Raw genomic sequence first — 15,740 nt, 5'->3', positions numbered from 1 at the left:
AATCACGGAAGGGAACCAACTTACGTGTACGGGGATGACATCGCATCGGTGCTGATCACCGAGGAGCAAATCGCCGAGAAGACCCAGGAGCTGGCGGAGATCATCGCCAAGCGCTATCCGCCGGACGCCCCGGAGGGTGATCTGCTGCTGGTCGGCGTGCTCAAGGGCGCGATCTTCTTCATGACCGATCTGGCCAAGGCGCTACCGATTCCGACCCAGTTGGAATTCATGGCGGTGTCCTCCTACGGGTCCTCCACCTCCTCCTCCGGCGTGGTCCGCATCATGAAGGACCTGGACAAGGACATCGCGGGCCGCAATGTCCTGATCGTCGAGGACATCATCGACTCCGGCCTCACCCTGTCCTGGCTGATGCGCAACCTGAAGACGCGCAATCCGGCCTCGCTCGAGGTGGTCACCCTGCTGCGTAAGCCCGACGCGCTCAAGACTCCGGTCGAGGTCGCCCATGTGGGCTTCGACATCCCGAACGAGTTCGTCGTCGGTTACGGCCTGGACTATGCCGAGAGCTACCGCGATCTGCCCTATATCGGCACGCTGCATCCGCGCGTCTACGGCGGCGAGTAGTTCGGCGGGCGCGTGGGTTCGCCACGCGCCATAGTGGGCTGATGTCGTCCACGCTGTCTGCCCCGCGCCTCGAGCATCGCCGGATTCCCGGATGGTCGGTCCCCTTGATCTTCGTGGTGGCGGCGGTGTCGCAGTATGTGGGCGCCGGGCTCGGGGTGTTCCTGTTCGATACCACCGAACCGGCGACGGTGGCGTGGTTGCGCGCGGCGGCGGCCGCGGTGGTGCTCTTGGTGTGGCGTCGGCCGTGGCGCAGGCGGTGGACGCGGCGCGCGACCGTGATCGCGGCGGGATTCGGCGTGGTCACCGTCGTGATGAATGTGGTGTTCTACGAGGCGATCGCGCGGATTCCGCTGGGAACGGCGGTGGCGATCGAGTTCCTCGGCCCGGTGGCGGTGGCGACGCTCGGATCCCGCCGGGCGCGTGATGTGCTCGCCGTGCTGCTGGTGGCGGCCGGTGTCTTTCTGCTGGCCGGGGTGCGGATCGATGTGGCGCCGGTCGGGGTCGGGTTCGCGCTGGCGGCCGCGGCGGCGTGGGCGGGCTACATTCTGCTCGGCAAGCGGGTGGCCGACGCCGGTGCCGGACTCGACTCGCTGGCGGTGGGCATGGCGGTGGCCGCGGTCCTGCTCGCGCCGTTCGTGCTGATCCCGCAAATCGTCATCGACGCAGGCGTTTTCGCCGATCCGCGGACCTGGCTGTTCGGTCTCGGTGTCGGCGTGCTGTCCAGCGCGGTGCCCTATGCCCTGGATCAGGTGGTGCTGGCGCGGGTGGGCCGCGCGCGTTTCGCGCTGCTGCTGGCCCTGCTGCCCGCGACCGCCGCGATCGTCGGCGCGATCATGCTGACCCAGCGGCCCGAGCCGGGCGAGCTACTCGGAATCGCATTGGTCATGATCGCCCTGATCGTCAATGCCGCGCCGACGCGCGGACCCGAGGCCGAACCGCCCGCGCCGCTCTAGTCCGGGCACGAAGGCGAATATCGTTGCGGGGGAGCCGGATCCGCCCCGATACAGCGGGCCGCCGACCAGTACCCAGGCTCCGGTGGCCGGCAGCTCGGCCAGGTTCGCCAGGCATTCCAGGCTGATCCGGTGCGCCCCGTACAGCAGTTTCGACACGGCGTAGCTGTCATCGGCCCCGAGATCCGGGCCGAAGGTGTCGATCCCGAGCGCGCCCCGGTGGCCCAGGCGGCCGGTCCGCAACAGCCACCGCACCGTTTCCACGGCGAAACCCGGCTGACTACCCGCGAATTCCGGTGTGCCCCACAGGGCATCCCAGCCGGTCCAGGCGATGATCGCCGATCCGCTCGCGATCCGCCCGTGCCGCGCTTCCCAGCGACGCACGTCGTCGACGGTGATCGCGTAGTCGCGATCGGCCGCGCACGGCTCGCGCACATCGAGCTTCACGGCGGGCAGCAGCAGGTCCTCCAGGTCGAGCTGGTCGGCGGCCAGCCCATCGGCGTGGAAGTGAATCGGTGCGCCCCAGTGTGTTCCGGTGTGCTCACCGTGCCGCACGGTCCGCAGGTAGTAGCCGTCCGTCGCGACGGTGGCCACGGTGTCGACGCGAAATTCCGGGTCGCCTGGAAACAGCGGGGTGGTGGCCGGATCATGCACGTGCGAGAGGCTGATCGGCCGTCCGAACGGCGAGGTCACGCGCCGACCCGACCGGAGAGGACTCGCTCCAGGGCCCGCAGATCCCGCTCCAGTGCCATGAACAGAACATAGCCGCCGAGGAAGGCCGCGAGGCTGCCGATCGCCAGGAGCCGCAGCACCACGATGATTTCGGCGAGATCCGCCGGAACCAGCAGGGTGGCGCCGGCGACCGACAGGAGCGGAATGGCGGCGGCGACCAGGAGCCAGCGTCCGCACTGCCGTCGCAGCCGGTGCAGCCGCACCGCGTCCAGCGCGCCGACCTCCCCGTGGCTGAGGAACATCGGATAGATACATCGGATCAGATAGAAGTTCACCAGGAAGAAGGGATACACCAGGGCGATCGCGCCGCAGATGACGTGCGAGACGAAGAAGTGCGCGTAAGCGTACGCCGAGGGCGAATCCTCGCCGGTGCCCAACAGCAGGACCGGAAACGAGACACCCGAGAGCAGCCACATCGAGAACACCACGAGCAGCGCGCGGTGACCGAAGCGAATGGTGCTGGTGCGGGCCCGATCCAGGGTTCGCGGCGAGTACCGGACACCGAGGCGCAGGCCGTGCGGGACGAGGATCAGATATCGGCCGAAATAGACCAGCACCGCCGTCCCCACACCGAAGTAGACGGCGTTGGTGACCGCCGTGGTGAGATCGATGCGCTCCTGCGCGGCCGCGGACAGCCGGTCGGTGATCAACGCCTGACCGTGCACGATGTTGTAGAGCGAGGCGAGCGCGTTCGGTATGACGATAGCCAGGGCGAGCACCGGGATCCGCCAGTGCCGCAGACGGCGGCGCGGGCTGTCCGGCGGTGGGTCGACCAGGTCGCGGGCGCGGGCGTCCAGGCACAGGTCGAGCTGCTGGGCCAGGACCGCGCCGCTGCTCCAGCGGTGCGCCGGATCCGATTCCAGGCAGGTCAGCAGGACACGGCGCAGGGCGGCCGGGCAGTCGGCGAGCACCGCGTCGGGGTCGAACCCGGCCTCGGTGTCGTCGAAGAGGCTTGTCCCGGTGAGCATTTCACACAGCAACGCGCCGAGATCGCGAATATCGGCGGCGATATCCGGGGTCGCGGCCGGGGCGAAGTCCGCGAGCTTCGGCTCGCCCTCGGCGGTGAAGACCACGCTCGACGGTTTCAGCGCCCGATGCCCGACGCCGTGCCGAGCCGCGTAGTCGAGGGCGTCGGCCAGTCGCCGCCCCACCCAGGCCACGGTCTCCGGCCAGCCGAGCGCCGCGAGCTCGGCGCGGGTCGGCGAATCCGCCGGGGGGATCTCGCCCTTGGCCTCCATCGCCGCGTCCACGGCCCGCAGCAGGTCCCGCCCGCGCGCGGTGTCCCCGGCGGCCCGCCGCCGCGCGAGCACCTCGGTGAGCGTGCCGCCCGGCAGATATTGCAGATAGACCAGCCGCCCGGATTCGGGTCCCGCGCCATACACCACCATCCGGTGGTCGAAGACCCGCACGATGTGCGGATGATCCAGGCGCGCCTGGGGATCGGGTTCGTCGCCGCCGCCGATCGAGAGCCGGACCGTCACCAGCCGCTGCATCGATCGCTGCCGGGCCAGGAAGACCCGGCAGTCCGGCGCCGCCCCGCCGAGCTCGGTCAGCAGATCGAAATCGTCGATCCGCTGTCCGGGCGCGATCGCGCGCAGGCTCCGATCGATGTGCAGCAGCCGCGCGTCGATCCGATCCGCGCCGATCGCCTCCAGCCGCATCCGCACGTCCTCGGCCAGCTCGGGATACTCCGCGAGGAAATCGGCCAGCGGCAGCGCGGCGCCGCGGCGGCGCGCCACGAACTCCTCGCACAACAGATCCACCAGGTCGGGGCTGTGCGCGAACTCGGGAAACTCCCTGCGGTACTCGATGATCCGCTTGCCCAATCCGGGGCGTTCCCAGCGGTGCCGGATATCGATGCGCACCAGATCGGTGAGCACCGACAGCCGCGCCGCGGATTCGTCGGGCACGTAGGCCGCCAGCCGCGGCGGATCCGCCCGCGCCCGAGCCGGCCAGTGCCGCCAATCGGCCGCGAAGCGCGCGACGCTGTCGGCCAGGCGCGCGGTCACCGCGCCACCGCCACCACCCGCTCCAGGGCCCGCAGATCCGCCTCCAGAGCCCGGAACAGCAGATAGGAACCCACGAACGCGACGATAGCGCCCGCGCACAGCACCCGTACCGCGACGATCACCCGCGGAATATCCTCCGGCGGCAGGAAGGTCACCCCGGCCACCGCGAGCAGCGGCACCGACGCGGCGATCGCCAGGTAGCCGTTGCAGCGGCGGTCCAGCCCGCGCAACCACGCCGCGTCCTCGGCGCCGATCTCGCCGTGCCGCAGGAACACCGGGTAGACGCAGCGCACGATGTAGAACGTCGCCAGGAAGAACGGGTACGAGGCCGCCATCGCGCCGCACACCACGAACGAAGCCAGGAAGTGGACCACCGACCGGCCGGTGATCTCGCCGGTCGCCGCCTGTAGGGCCGCAGGGAAGGCGATGCCGGAGATCAGCCACAGGCAGAACGGGATCGCCACCGCTCGTTCCCCGAGCAGCAGCGCGTCGGCGCGGGCCCGGCGCAGGATGTCCGGGTCGTACTGCCTGCCGTGCCGCAGGCCGCGCGGCACCGTCAGCACGTGTCGCGACAGATAGGCCACCAGGAGGAAACCGAGTGGGAAGAAGATCGAATTCACCGCGCCCGTGACGATCTCGAAGGTGTGCTGCGCCTGGGCGGTCATCCGGTCCACGATCAGGGTCTGGTTGTGCTGGATGTTGTACAGCGACGCCAGCACATTGGGCAGGCCGATGGCGGCCAGCAGCACCGGCACGATCCAGGGCCGCAGCCGCAGCCGCCAGCTGCCGGGCTTCGGGTCGACCAGTTCCCGGGCCCGGGCGTCCAGGCACAGGTCGAACTGGGTGGCCAGCACCTCGCCGCCGGCCCAGCGCTGGTCCCGGTCGGGCGCCAGGCAGATCAGCAGCACGCGGCGCAACGCGGCCGGGCAGTCGGCCGGAACTCGGTGCAGCGCAGCCGCTTCCACGCCGAAGGCGCGTCGCTCGAGCATGGCGTCGAGGGTGGTGTCGTCGCCGTGGGCACCCGCGCCCGCGGTGCTGTCGTCGAAGGGTTTCGCGCCGGTCAGCAACTCCCACAGCACGACGCCGAGTGAGTAGATGTCGGCGCGGGTGTCCAGGTCCGCGGCCGAACGCTCCCGGCCCGGATGACAGGCCTCGAGCTGCTCCGGCGACATGTAGGCCAGTGAGCCGCCGAAGTAGGCGACCGGGCTGGTGCCTTCCACATTCCGGCTGAAGCTGATGTTGAAATCGGCCAGCTTCGGTACGCCCTCGGCGGTGAGCAGCACGTTCGCGGGTTTGATGTCGCGGTGCAGCACACCGTGATCCGAGGCGTACTGCAGCGCCTCGGCCAGCCTGCGCCCCAGCCAGGCGATCGTCTCCGGCCAGGACAGCGTCGCGATCTCGGCGCGCACACTGGAGTCGGTGGGGCGAATCTCGCCCTTCTCCTCCATGGCCGCGTCCACCGCGTCCAGCAGCAGCCGCCCGCTGCGCTCGCCGGCCGGGGTGGCGCGCACCCAGCGCAGCAGGCCGAGCAGGGTGCCGCCGGGCAGGAATTGCATGTACAGCAATCGAAGCCGCCGTGCCGTGCCGTCGCGGTCGCCGGAGTCGAGCAGGCGCTGGTCGAACACGCGCACGATGTAGTCGTGGTCGAGCTGGGCCAGGGTCTGCGGTTCGGTGCCGTGATCGGCCGAGATCTTCACCGCCACCAGACGCTGCAGCGATCGTTGCCGAGCCAGGAAGACCCGCGCGAACGCGCCGCTGCCGAGCCCGGTCAGTAGATCGAAATCATCTATGCGCTGGCCGATTTCGATGCTGTCCAGCGGTGCGCGCGCAGCCGGATCGGGACCGGCGGTCGTGTCGAACGCGGTTGCGGTGACGTCGCGCGTGGTTTCGACTGGGGCGACCCGGGTTTCGGATTCCGATTCGTCTGTTTCGTCCGGCATCGCCGAGCGCCGGGTGCTCTGCTCGACCTCCTCCGAATTGAGCAGTTCACGCAACTGCGCTGCCTGGTAAGGATATTCACGCAGGCATTCCCGCGGATCGACACGCTCACCGCTGTGGCGGCGCACCACGAATTCCTCGTATACCAAACCGGCGGGCAGTTCTCGCTGCTCGAGTTCCGGGAATTCCACACAGTATTCGGTGAGCCGTTTACGTCGCGGCGGCGATTCGGAACGGCGCAGCCAGCGGTGCCGGAGATCGACTCGAATCAGTTCGACGAGCGCTTCGCGACGCAAGGTTCGGGCATCGGGCAAATATTCCGCGATCTGCGGTACCTCGGGTGTACCCTGTCCCGCCGCAGCCGCGCGAGCAGCGGATTCCCATGCGGCGGAGAACGCTTCGACCGCGCCGAAGTCGGCTCGGAGGGTACCGAAACCATCCGAACCCGGGTCGTCGCTCGCGTTTCTGCCTGGCTCGGTACTCATTCTGCTGACCTACTCGATCAAAAATTTCCCGCCACACCCGACGTCATCGTCGCCCGAGCAGTATTCGGAATGATAACTTGCCGCTCTATAGCAATCACCCGATTTCGACTGAGAGCGATGGGGGCGATTCAACACATGCACAATGAGCCTACGACGGTAGCCGACGGCGCGGCCGTCGAAATCACCTCCGCTGACGACAACGACACCGTGGTTTTCGCCACGGGCCCCGCCGGCGCGATCGCCGCCGGTATCCACGAGGCCACGGTGGCCCCGACCGAGGTGATCGATACCGCCCTGTGGCGGATCACCGAACAGAACCGGAAGACCAACGCCTTCAGCGTCATCCGCACCGAGCAGGCCAAATCCGAGGCCGCCGAGCTGGAGCACCGCTCGGACCTGGAGGAACTGCCGATGGCCGGGGTGCCGGTCGCGGTGCAGCACGGTATCGCCGTGGCGGGGGAGACGACGCTCGCGGGTTCGGCCGCGACCGATCCGGGTTCGGCGCGCTACGACGATCAGGTGGTGCGCAGACTACGCGCGGCCGGCGCGGTGGTCGTCGGCCTCACCTCGGTGTCGGAACTCGGGCTGTGGGCGACCACCGACGGACACGGCCATATCACCCGAAATCCGTGGAATCCCAAGCGCACCGCGGGTGGCGCGTCCGGCGGGGCCGCGGCGGCGGTGGCCGCCGGACTGGTTCCGGTGGCGCTCGGTAGCGACGGGCTGGGTTCGGTGCGGGTGCCTGCGGCCTGCTGCGGCGTCTACGGATTCAAGCCGGGCCGCCACATCGTGCCGAATGCCGATGATTGGTCCGGAATGTCCGAAAACAGCGTGCTGGCAACCACTGTCGGCGACGCCGCGCTCATGCTCTCGGTGCTCGCCGCCCGCCCGAACCTAGCCGAGGTGGATCCACCCAAGCGACTACATATCGCCTTGGTCGTGGCTCCACCACTGCGCTTCGGTCGAGTCGATCGGCACTGGATCACCGCGGCGCGGACCGCGGCGGCGGTAGCGGCCGCCGCCGGCCATCGCGTCGAACTCACCACCCTGCCCTACGGCAACGCCATGGCGGCGACCCTGCTGCGCTGGCTCACCGCGGCCGTGCCCGCCGGTAACCAGCTCACCAATCCCGAACGCCTGCAAACGCGAACACGGTGGCACCTCGCCCTCGGCGAACTGGTGCTGCGCCTGCGACTGGTCCGTCCCGCGCAGATCGACCGCGTCGAGGCCCGCCTGCTGGAATTCTTCGAACGCTACGACGTCGTGATCACCCCGACGCTGGCCGCCGCACCACCGCGGGCCCGGGCCTTCAGTGCCCGCGGCTGGTTCGCGAATGTCCTGTCGGGCATCCACTTCTCACCGTTCGCCGCGATCTGGAATCTGGTCGGCTGGCCCGCCGCCTCGATTCCGATGGGTACCCATCCGCGTTCGAACACCCCGGTCGCGGCGCAGCTGGCCGGTCCGCCCGGCAGCGAGGCCACTCTACTGCGCCTGTCGGCACAGCTGGAGGAACTCCGGCCCTGGGCCCGCACCGTGCACTGACCCGGGGTCGCCGCTGTCAGGAAGCAGCGGCGGCACGCTCGCCGGTGGCCGAAAAGCCGCCCGCGACCGCCCGTCCGGCGAATTCGAGAATCGTCGGGCGGGTGTCGTCCGCGCGCCAGGCCACCGCGAGCTCGCACGGCGCGAGCCCCGTGACCGGTCGCGCGGTCAGGCCGGGCCAGCGGTACATGGGCACATTGTTCTCGGCCAGCAAGCAGACACCGAGCCCGAGGCCGACGGCCTCCAGCTTGTCCTCGGTGGTGGCGGCCTCGGCGCCGATCTTGGCCTGGCGGCCGTTGCGTGCGTCGTTGCCGAGCCAGAACTCGCGCACCGCACCGGCTTCGGAGGGCAGCGCGACGAACGGCTCGTCGAGCAGATCGCTGAACGCGATGCTCTCCTGTTCGGCGAGGGGATGCGTCTCGGGCAGCAGCACCCAGCGCTGTTCGGTGCGCAGCACCTGCCAGCGGTAGCGGTTCTGATCCGGCAGCGGCAACCACACCAGCGCGAGATCGGCCTGGCGGCCGGACAATCCGCTCGACGGGTCGGTCCAGGACGCGGCGTGCAGTGCGAGCCGATGGCCGCTGGCGCTCTCCAGATCGTTGAGCAGGCCGCGCCCGAGCGCGGATTGGATGCCGACGCGCAGCACCTCACCCGCCTCTTGCAGCGAGACGTTGGTGACTTCCCAGAGGTCGAGGATCTTACGGGCGCCTTCGAGCAGCTCCTTGCCCGCGACGGTCAGCGCGACGCTGCGCTGGTTGCGGTCGAACAGGACCACGTCGAGCTGGCGTTCCAGCTGACGGATCTGACGCGAAAGAGTGGGTTGAGCGATGTGCAGGCGTTGCGCCGCGTTGGTGAAATGCAGTTCCTCAGCGACGGCGACGAAATACCGCAGGTCGCGCAAATGCGGGTCCATAGCCCCTTGCTATCAGAATCAGTCCTGGATTTCCAGCCTTATCAAGCCAGAAAGTTCGGATATGGGTGCCGAAACAAACGACAGGTTTGTTAGGGACAGCATATTCGCTTCTCGGGCTGCATGCACCATCGCCTCCGCGAATCTTCGGCATCCGCATCTCGGGCGGGGTCGCCCACGCTTTTCTGGTCACTTGACCAGCGAGGATGTCGATGACGGCGCTATCCGGTGGCGGCGAACACTGTCATTCAGTGAACGCTCGGAAAACGTCGCGTGTGCGAACTATGATCGAGGCCATTGGTACATTGTGAGATTCATCACAAATGGTTTGGGCGGTGGCTCAGCTGAGCCACCGCCCGGTCCGGAACCCCGCGAATCAGGCGTTGCGCGCCCGATCCTCGTAAGCCCGCCGCTTGGCCGCGTCGACATCGTCGAGGAACGCGTGGCTCGCACCCAGCGCCCGCGCGATGCCATCACCCACGGCCTCCGGCAGCAACCCCACCACCTGCGAGATCACGCCCGCCACCGTGGTCACCCGGACCTTCGACCTGGGCGCGGCGATCAGCGCGGCGATCGCGTCGGCGATCTCCTCCGGCTCGGCCGGGCGCAACAGCTTGGGCGCGGTGACGCCGGAACCCAGCTCGGTGTTCGTCAAGGTCGGCAGCACCGAGGAGAACCGCACGCCCGACTCCCGGTACTCCTCGCGCAAGGTGTCGGTGAAACCGAGCACCGCGTGCTTACTCGCGTTGTATGTAGCCAGACCCGGGATATGGGTCTCCCCGGCCAGCGAGGCGATATTGATGATGTGCCCGGCCCGGCGCGGCAGCATCCGGCGCAGCGCCAGCTTGGACCCCAGAATCACGCCGTAGACATTGATATCCAGGATCCGGCGGGTGACCTGATCCGGCTCGTCGGCCAGCTTGCCGGTCGGCATGATGCCCGCATTGTTGATCAGCACGTCGATCGGGCCGACCGTGCGCTCCACCTCGTCCAGGAAACTCTCGAACGAGGCGGCGTCGGTGACATCGAGCTTGCCGTACAGGTCGAAATCACGTGCGGCGCCCGATTCCTTGACCGTGGCCTCGTCGATATCGCCGATCGCCACGCGCGCGCCCAGCGCCTGCAAAGCGGTGGCCGTGGCCAGTCCGATACCGCGCGCGCCGCCGGTGATCACCACGACCTTGCCGCGGATCTTCGTCGCATCCATGGTCTTACCCCCGAAGCTTCAGCAGTGCGGGAATATCGATCCGGCGCAGGCCGCGCGCACCCGCGGCGCGCATGGCGCCCAGAGCGAACAGCAGATTCGCCGGTTTGGCCGGATACCAGAACAGTTCCTTGTCCTGGGTCGGCAGGATCGGCTTGGTAATGGCCTGGGCGCGGCAGTACTTGCGCACCCCGTTGGCGCCGCCCCAGCGCGCGCCGACGCCGGACTGGCCCCAGCCGCCCATCGGCAGCGCGTAACTGAACAGGTTGGAGAAGACGTCGTTGATATTGACCGCGCCGGCGTTCAGCTGCCGCGCGATCCGCTCACCGCGCTCCTTGTCCCCGGTCCACACCGAAGCCGACAGCCCGTAGATCGAATCATTGGCCAGCCGAACGGCTTCCGCCTCATCGGCGACCCGCACCACCGGCAGCGTCGGACCGAAGGTCTCCTCGGTGATGCACGACATGGTGTGGTCCACATCCACCAACACCGTCGGTTCGAAGAAGGTGCCCTGCCCGGTGCGTTTGCCGCCCGTCAGCACCTTCGCGCCGGCCGCGACGGCCTCCTCGACATGGCGCGTCACGATGCTCACCTGGTTCTCGTTGGCCAGCGCGCCCACGTCGTGGGCGATCGTCCGGCCGTCGATGCCCTGGCGCAGCGCCCGCACATTCGCGGTCAGCTTCGCGACGAACTCGTCGTAGACCGCCGCCTCCACATAGACCCGCTCCACCGAGATGCAGACCTGGCCCGCGTTGAACATGCCGCCGAAGGCGATACCGTGCGCCGCCCGATCCAGATCGGCGTCGGCCAGCACGATGGCCGGATCCTTGCCGCCGAGCTCGAGGCTGTAGGGGACCAGGCGCTCGACGCAGGCGGCGGCGATCTTCTTGCCGGTCGCCGTCGAGCCGGTGAACTGGATGTAATCGGCGTTGGCGACCACGGCGGCGCCGGTCTCGCCCGCGCCGGTGACCACGGCCAGCACCGGCGGCGCGCCGATCTCGGCCCAGCCCCGGGCCAATTCGAGCGCCGACAGCGGTGTCACCTCGGACGGCTTCAGGATGACCGCGGCGCCCGCGGCCAGCGCCGGGATGACATCCATGATCGGCATGGCCAGCGGAAAGTTCCAGGGCGTGATCACGCCGACCACCGGATACGGCCGGTAGGTCACGGTGAGCTTCTTGACCCGGGCCAGCGGGCTGTGCGGCGACGGGTGGTCGTCGGTGAGGAACCCGGCGGCCCGGCGCGCGTAGTAGCCGATCAGATCGCAGCCGAACGCCGGATCGATCAGGGCATCGGCGCGCGGCTTGGAGGTCTCGGATTGGAGCACGTCGGCCAGCTGCTCGGTGTTGTCGATCAGCCAGTCCTGGAGTTTCAGCAGCCATTCCTTGCGGCCCTCGGGGCCGATGGCCTCCCACTCGGGCTGGTAGAGCCGCAATTCGCGGACCTTCGCGGCGACATCGTCGGCGGACTGCACCGGTACCGTGCCGACGATCTCGCCGGTGCCGGGATTGCGTACCTCGATGAGGGACGTGGATTCGGTATTGGTCACGCTGTACTCCCACTGCGTCGTCTCGCGCACCGCTGTGCTCCAACTCACTTGACTAGGATCGTGACACAATCGAGCGTGATGTTCTTGGCCCGATCGGTCAACCGAACTGGCGCTTTTTGGATTCTGAGCACAAACACAGGCGGTGAGCACGACGGTGGTGCCCGAGGACGAGGCGGTCCGGGCCTGGCTGGCCGACTACGTCTACGAGAAGATGCGCACCGACTCGCTGGAGCAGGTGGCCGAGCGGCTCAACTCCGCGATCATCGCGCGGGTGCCGGAACTCGCCGATCGCGATATGCGCCGCGACCTCGCCGCGAGCACCCGCGCGCACATCCGCGCCATGCTGCCCGGATTGACCAGCGACACCGTCGAATTCGCCATTCCGGAACAGGCGCACGCCCTGGCCCGCACCATCGCCCGGCGCGGCTTCGAATTGCGCCTGCTCCTGCGCGTCTATCACGTGGGCCACGAGGCCGTGCTGGACTTCCTGACCGACGCCATCGACCAGCGCGAAGCGCCCTACGAGGTCGAACGCCGGGTGCTGCTGCGGGTGTTCGAGCGGTCCTCGAAATGGGTCGGCGCCTCGGTGGAACTGCTCACCGACACCTACATGGCCGAACGCGAGCAGGTTTTCCGCGCCGCGCTGAACCGGCGTACCGAAACCGTGCACGCGCTGCTGGCCGATCTCGATACCGCGGGCGCCCCGGTGGACACCGAACAGGCCTCGATCCAGCTCGGGTACCGGCTCGGCGGCCAGCACCTGGCCTTCGTGCTCTGGACCGACGAGCCCGGCGGAGAGATTCCCGGCGAGGACGAGGCGATCGGACTGCTGGACCGGACGGCCACCCGGCTGACGACCGCGCTCGGCGCGACCGGAGCTCTCACCGTGCCGTCCGGCGCCAGTGGCATGTGGGCCTGGGCGGCACTGGAGGACACCGCGCAGGCCGCGAGACTCGCTGTGCCCGGGGCACTCTCACGACTGGCCGAGCAGATCGACGCGCCGGTGCGGGTGGCCTTCGGGGTGCCGGGCGGGAACGTCGAGGGTTTCCGCGCGAGTCATCGGGAGGCCGTGGCCGCGCGGCAGGTCGCCGAGCGCGCGTCGACAGGTGGGCCACGCGTGCGGGCCTACCGTGATGTCGAGATCGCCTACCTCGCCGGGGTCGACGACGCGGCCATGCGGGGCCTGATCGCCCGGGAACTGGGCCCGCTGGCGGCCCGCGACCCGCACGCCGCGCGCCTGCGCGAGACCCTGCACGCCTATCTGGGGTCGCGGCGCAGCCCGGAGGCGACCGCGAGACTCATAGGCGTGCACAAGAATACGGTCCGCTATCGAATTCAGCGGATCGAGGAGTTGCTGGGACGCCCGATCGACGGGCACAGCCTCGCGCTGGAAACCGCGCTGGCCTGTGTCGCCACGTACGGTCCCGACGCGCTGCCCGACTAGGTTTCAGTCGAGTGCGTCCCCGGCGCCGACCCGGCGCAGCGGCGGCTCGGCGGTCGGCGCGACCCGGGTATCGGGTAGCTCGGCCAGCAACTGTGTGGTCGCCGCGGCGATGGTGGCGACGGCCTTGTCGACGGCCGCCTTGGTCGTGGTGCTCAAGCCGGAGACCCCACCGACCCTGCGCACGTAGTTCAGTGCGGCGGCATAGATTTCCTGTTCGGTAGCGGCAGGTTCCAGGCCACGCAGGAGGGTGATGTTGTCACGCATGCGTGAAGATTAGTCCGCCACAGGGCAATGCGTCAGGGGACGAATCGAAGAAGGGCTAAATCGCCCGGGCCGGTGCGGACCCCGGACAGGGATCTGTCGGCAAACACACCGAACGCATTCGCCCGAACACGAGCTGTGTCGCGGATCTTCAGGAAGAATCGAGCCATGCCTGCCCGCGGGATACCTACCTTGACAACCTTCCCCTTCGAGGAGCTCGACCAGCGGGAAGAAGACCACTGGTCCGGTGCGGCCGTATCCGACGACGAGCTGCGCGCGCTCTCGCTCGGCGGCTTCTACTCCGCGCGCTGGGACGCGTTCCATGACGCGCTGCTGCTCGGCCCGGAGCGCGAGCATCCGCTCGGCGATCGCCGCGAGCTCGCCATCGACACGCTGACCGGCGCCTGGGGTATCACCGACGGTACCGAGGCGCAGGCCTCGATGGAGCAGTTGCTCGACGGGATGCACGGTCCGCTCTACGCGCTGGTGCATCCGCTGGTGATGGCCTCGATCAATGCCAGCGAGCGGGACCGCTTCGGCGAGCGCGCCGACCGGCACCGGGCCTTCCTGCGGCAGGTCGGCTCGTTTCGCGGTATGGACAATCCCGAGGCGCTGGTTCGCGATTACGACATCTGGTCCCAGGCCATCAAGATCGGCTTCACCGATCATCTGTCCAAGCCGCTGCCCACCGATATCCACGCCTGGGATCTGGCCCGCGTGGTCGCGGTGGCCCGGATGGCGTTCACGGCCGGCTACCTGGAAGCCGATGTGGCGTGGGCCTATCTCCTGCGTGCGCTGCCGATCGCGCAGCGAAAGTACCGGAACTGGCGGCAATTCGGTGACGCCTACCTGACCGGCTGGACCTACTGGCAGGCCTGTGAGGATCTCGCCGAGCTCAAGAACGGCGGCGTCGACCGGCGGATGGAGTTGCTGCGCCTGTGGACTCGGCCGACCAGCCCGTGGCGGCGCATCGCCCTCAACCCCGCCTAGCCCGAGACACAGAAAACGCCGCGCGGTACACGCGCGGCGTTTTCTCGGTCTCGCGGTTACAGCCCGTCCGGCAGCGACCGCAGGATACCGCGGCCGTAGCGCTGGAACTGGGTGTCGTCCACCATGCCCAGCGAGTGCCGCTCCACCAGCAGTTCCCACTCCGAATACAGTTGCGACACACTCGGATCGGCCGGACCCATGGCGCCGTCGGTGGCCGCCCGGCGCACCGCGAAATTCAGGGCCAGGCTGACCCGCTCGGTATCGGCGCGATCGGAGCCGGTGAAGCACAGGGTCTGCTTGCCGTCGTTCACCTCGAGCCCGGGCTCGTGCCGGACGGTGCCGATCTCGCCCGGCGACCCCTTGGCGCCGTCGGTGCTGTGCGCCCACAGCACGGCCGCGATCGGCAGTTCGTGCGCGTAGCGGGTGCCGGCGCCGATCGAGATGAACAGCAGGCGCTCGGTGGTGGCGGCCAGCAACCCGGTGCCGTTGCCCGCGGGCGGGCGGGCCACGGCGACGGCGGTCTCGAGCACGTACTCCTCGGGCGTGACGAAGCGGTGCAGCGCGTTCACCGCCGACTTGGCCTCGCGTTTGGTCGCCATACGATGGACGGCCCGGTCCACGTCGGCGCGGATCGGGCCGTTCTTGTCCCAGGTCGGGTCGGGCGGATGCAGATCGGGGGCAGCGACATCGATGCGCTGGGTCGCCAGGATCTGCGCGTTGATCTTGTCCACGATCTCGCTCGCCTGCGGCACATCGTGCTCGGCGATCAATACCGGTAAGGGCGTGCGGTCGGCGGGCACCCCGGTCAGCACCGGAGTGGGGTAGCGCAGGTAGATCTCGATGACGACCGCGTCGTCGGCGCGCCGATTCAGCCGGACCTTCAATAGATCGGTGACCGGGACGTCCAGCACGCGCTCGCCCTCGCTACCGGGTCGCAGGACGATCAATCGCCCGCGGCCGTGGCGCACAATCGCTGTGGGTGTCCGTAGCTCGACTATGTCCATACCCCCTGCGTTCGTCTCGGCATGATCGGGCCCCTCCACGGTTACACCTGCTGCCTTCTTCGGGCCGGACCTCTGCTTCATGCTCTTGTTGTGTCGTCGCCCACGATAGGCCGAACATGCCATGATTGTGGGCACTTGAGTTA

The 15,740-nt window shown here is 68.7% G+C and carries 13 protein-coding genes; 5 read left to right on the top strand and 8 right to left on the bottom strand.

What is annotated here, in order from left to right:
- The first annotated feature begins 24 nt into the window (after positions 1 to 24).
- Positions 25 to 582: a hypoxanthine phosphoribosyltransferase gene (gene hpt, locus ACFVMC_RS04310; protein ID WP_379206738.1), complete on the top strand. Its 558-nt coding sequence runs from the start codon at positions 25 to 27 to the stop codon at positions 580 to 582.
- Positions 583 to 623: 41 nt separating this feature from the next.
- Positions 624 to 1,535, top strand: a complete 912-nt coding sequence (locus ACFVMC_RS04305; RefSeq protein ID WP_379206736.1) for a DMT family transporter — start codon at positions 624 to 626, stop codon at positions 1,533 to 1,535.
- Here ACFVMC_RS04305 and ACFVMC_RS04300 read toward each other — a convergent pair.
- Genes ACFVMC_RS04300 through ACFVMC_RS04290 form a run of 3 tightly spaced genes read right to left on the bottom strand, consistent with a single transcriptional unit; the run spans position 1,446 to position 6,696 of the window.
- The gene (locus ACFVMC_RS04300; protein ID WP_379206734.1) at positions 1,446 to 2,225 is read right to left on the bottom strand and encodes a cyclase family protein; all 780 of its coding nucleotides are present in this window, start codon (positions 2,223 to 2,225) and stop codon (positions 1,446 to 1,448) included. The two genes, ACFVMC_RS04305 and ACFVMC_RS04300, sit on opposite strands and share 90 nt — an antisense overlap.
- Positions 2,222 to 4,273: a serine/threonine protein kinase gene (locus ACFVMC_RS04295; RefSeq protein ID WP_379206732.1), complete on the bottom strand. Its 2,052-nt coding sequence runs from the start codon at positions 4,271 to 4,273 to the stop codon at positions 2,222 to 2,224. Before ACFVMC_RS04295 ends, ACFVMC_RS04300 begins: the two co-directional genes overlap by 4 nt.
- A complete protein-coding gene (locus ACFVMC_RS04290) occupies positions 4,270 to 6,696 on the bottom strand; it encodes a serine/threonine-protein kinase (RefSeq protein WP_379206730.1) in 2,427 nt (808 codons plus the stop codon). The genes ACFVMC_RS04295 and ACFVMC_RS04290 overlap by 4 nt, the downstream gene beginning before the upstream one ends.
- 135 nt (positions 6,697 to 6,831) lie before the next feature.
- Between ACFVMC_RS04290 and ACFVMC_RS04285 the strand changes: the two genes are divergently transcribed.
- The gene (locus ACFVMC_RS04285; protein WP_379206729.1) at positions 6,832 to 8,238 is read left to right on the top strand and encodes an amidase family protein; all 1,407 of its coding nucleotides are present in this window, start codon (positions 6,832 to 6,834) and stop codon (positions 8,236 to 8,238) included.
- A 16-nt stretch (positions 8,239 to 8,254) separates the two neighbouring features.
- On the opposite strand, the gene ACFVMC_RS04280 is transcribed toward ACFVMC_RS04285, so the two are convergent.
- The 3 genes from ACFVMC_RS04280 to ACFVMC_RS04270 form a co-directional block, all read right to left on the bottom strand.
- Entirely contained in the window at positions 8,255 to 9,148 is an 894-nt protein-coding gene (locus ACFVMC_RS04280; RefSeq protein WP_379206727.1) for a LysR family transcriptional regulator, read from the bottom strand.
- Positions 9,149 to 9,521: 373 nt separating this feature from the next.
- Positions 9,522 to 10,352 (bottom strand): SDR family oxidoreductase, encoded by an 831-nt coding sequence (locus ACFVMC_RS04275; protein WP_379206726.1) that lies wholly within the window; start codon positions 10,350 to 10,352, stop codon positions 9,522 to 9,524.
- Positions 10,353 to 10,356: 4 nt separating this feature from the next.
- Positions 10,357 to 11,898, bottom strand: coding sequence for an aldehyde dehydrogenase family protein (locus ACFVMC_RS04270; protein ID WP_379207813.1), 1,542 nt, complete (start codon positions 11,896 to 11,898; stop codon positions 10,357 to 10,359).
- Positions 11,899 to 12,040: 142 nt separating this feature from the next.
- Here ACFVMC_RS04270 and ACFVMC_RS04265 point away from each other — a divergent pair, with 142 nt between their 5' ends.
- On the top strand, positions 12,041 to 13,342 hold the full coding sequence (locus tag ACFVMC_RS04265; RefSeq protein ID WP_379206724.1) for a PucR family transcriptional regulator: 1,302 nt from the start codon (positions 12,041 to 12,043) through the stop codon (positions 13,340 to 13,342).
- A gap of 3 nt (positions 13,343 to 13,345) precedes the next feature.
- On the opposite strand, the gene ACFVMC_RS04260 is transcribed toward ACFVMC_RS04265, so the two are convergent.
- Complete coding sequence (locus ACFVMC_RS04260) at positions 13,346 to 13,606, bottom strand: DUF2277 domain-containing protein (RefSeq protein WP_379206722.1); 261 nt, start codon at positions 13,604 to 13,606, stop codon at positions 13,346 to 13,348.
- Positions 13,607 to 13,795: 189 nt separating this feature from the next.
- On the opposite strand from ACFVMC_RS04260, the gene ACFVMC_RS04255 reads away from it, so the two are divergent.
- The gene (locus tag ACFVMC_RS04255) at positions 13,796 to 14,593 is read left to right on the top strand and encodes a DUF1266 domain-containing protein (protein WP_379206720.1); all 798 of its coding nucleotides are present in this window, start codon (positions 13,796 to 13,798) and stop codon (positions 14,591 to 14,593) included.
- 56 nt (positions 14,594 to 14,649) lie between these two features.
- Here ACFVMC_RS04255 and ACFVMC_RS04250 read toward each other — a convergent pair whose 3' ends face one another.
- On the bottom strand, positions 14,650 to 15,678 hold the full coding sequence (locus tag ACFVMC_RS04250; RefSeq protein WP_379206718.1) for a hypothetical protein: 1,029 nt from the start codon (positions 15,676 to 15,678) through the stop codon (positions 14,650 to 14,652).
- Positions 15,679 to 15,740 lie beyond the last annotated feature (62 nt).

It is taken from the genome of Nocardia sp. NPDC127579 (assembly GCF_042672005.1).
Classification (GTDB): Bacteria; Actinomycetota; Actinomycetes; order Mycobacteriales; family Mycobacteriaceae; genus Nocardia.
Note: the sequence above shows the minus strand (reverse complement) of the source record. Positions and strands in the feature narration are given on the sequence as shown.

Coding starts and splice junctions, on each gene's coding strand:
- ACFVMC_RS04260 (WP_379206722.1), bottom strand. CDS start 13,606: ATGCGTGACAACATCACCCTCCTGCGTGGCCTGGAACCTGCCGCTACC.
- ACFVMC_RS04305 (WP_379206736.1), top strand. CDS start 624: ATGTCGTCCACGCTGTCTGCCCCGCGCCTCGAGCATCGCCGGATTCCC.
- ACFVMC_RS04285 (WP_379206729.1), top strand. CDS start 6,832: ATGCACAATGAGCCTACGACGGTAGCCGACGGCGCGGCCGTCGAAATC.
- ACFVMC_RS04290 (WP_379206730.1), bottom strand. CDS start 6,696: ATGAGTACCGAGCCAGGCAGAAACGCGAGCGACGACCCGGGTTCGGAT.
- ACFVMC_RS04280 (WP_379206727.1), bottom strand. CDS start 9,148: ATGGACCCGCATTTGCGCGACCTGCGGTATTTCGTCGCCGTCGCTGAG.
- ACFVMC_RS04250 (WP_379206718.1), bottom strand. CDS start 15,678: ATGAAGCAGAGGTCCGGCCCGAAGAAGGCAGCAGGTGTAACCGTGGAG.
- ACFVMC_RS04275 (WP_379206726.1), bottom strand. CDS start 10,352: ATGGATGCGACGAAGATCCGCGGCAAGGTCGTGGTGATCACCGGCGGC.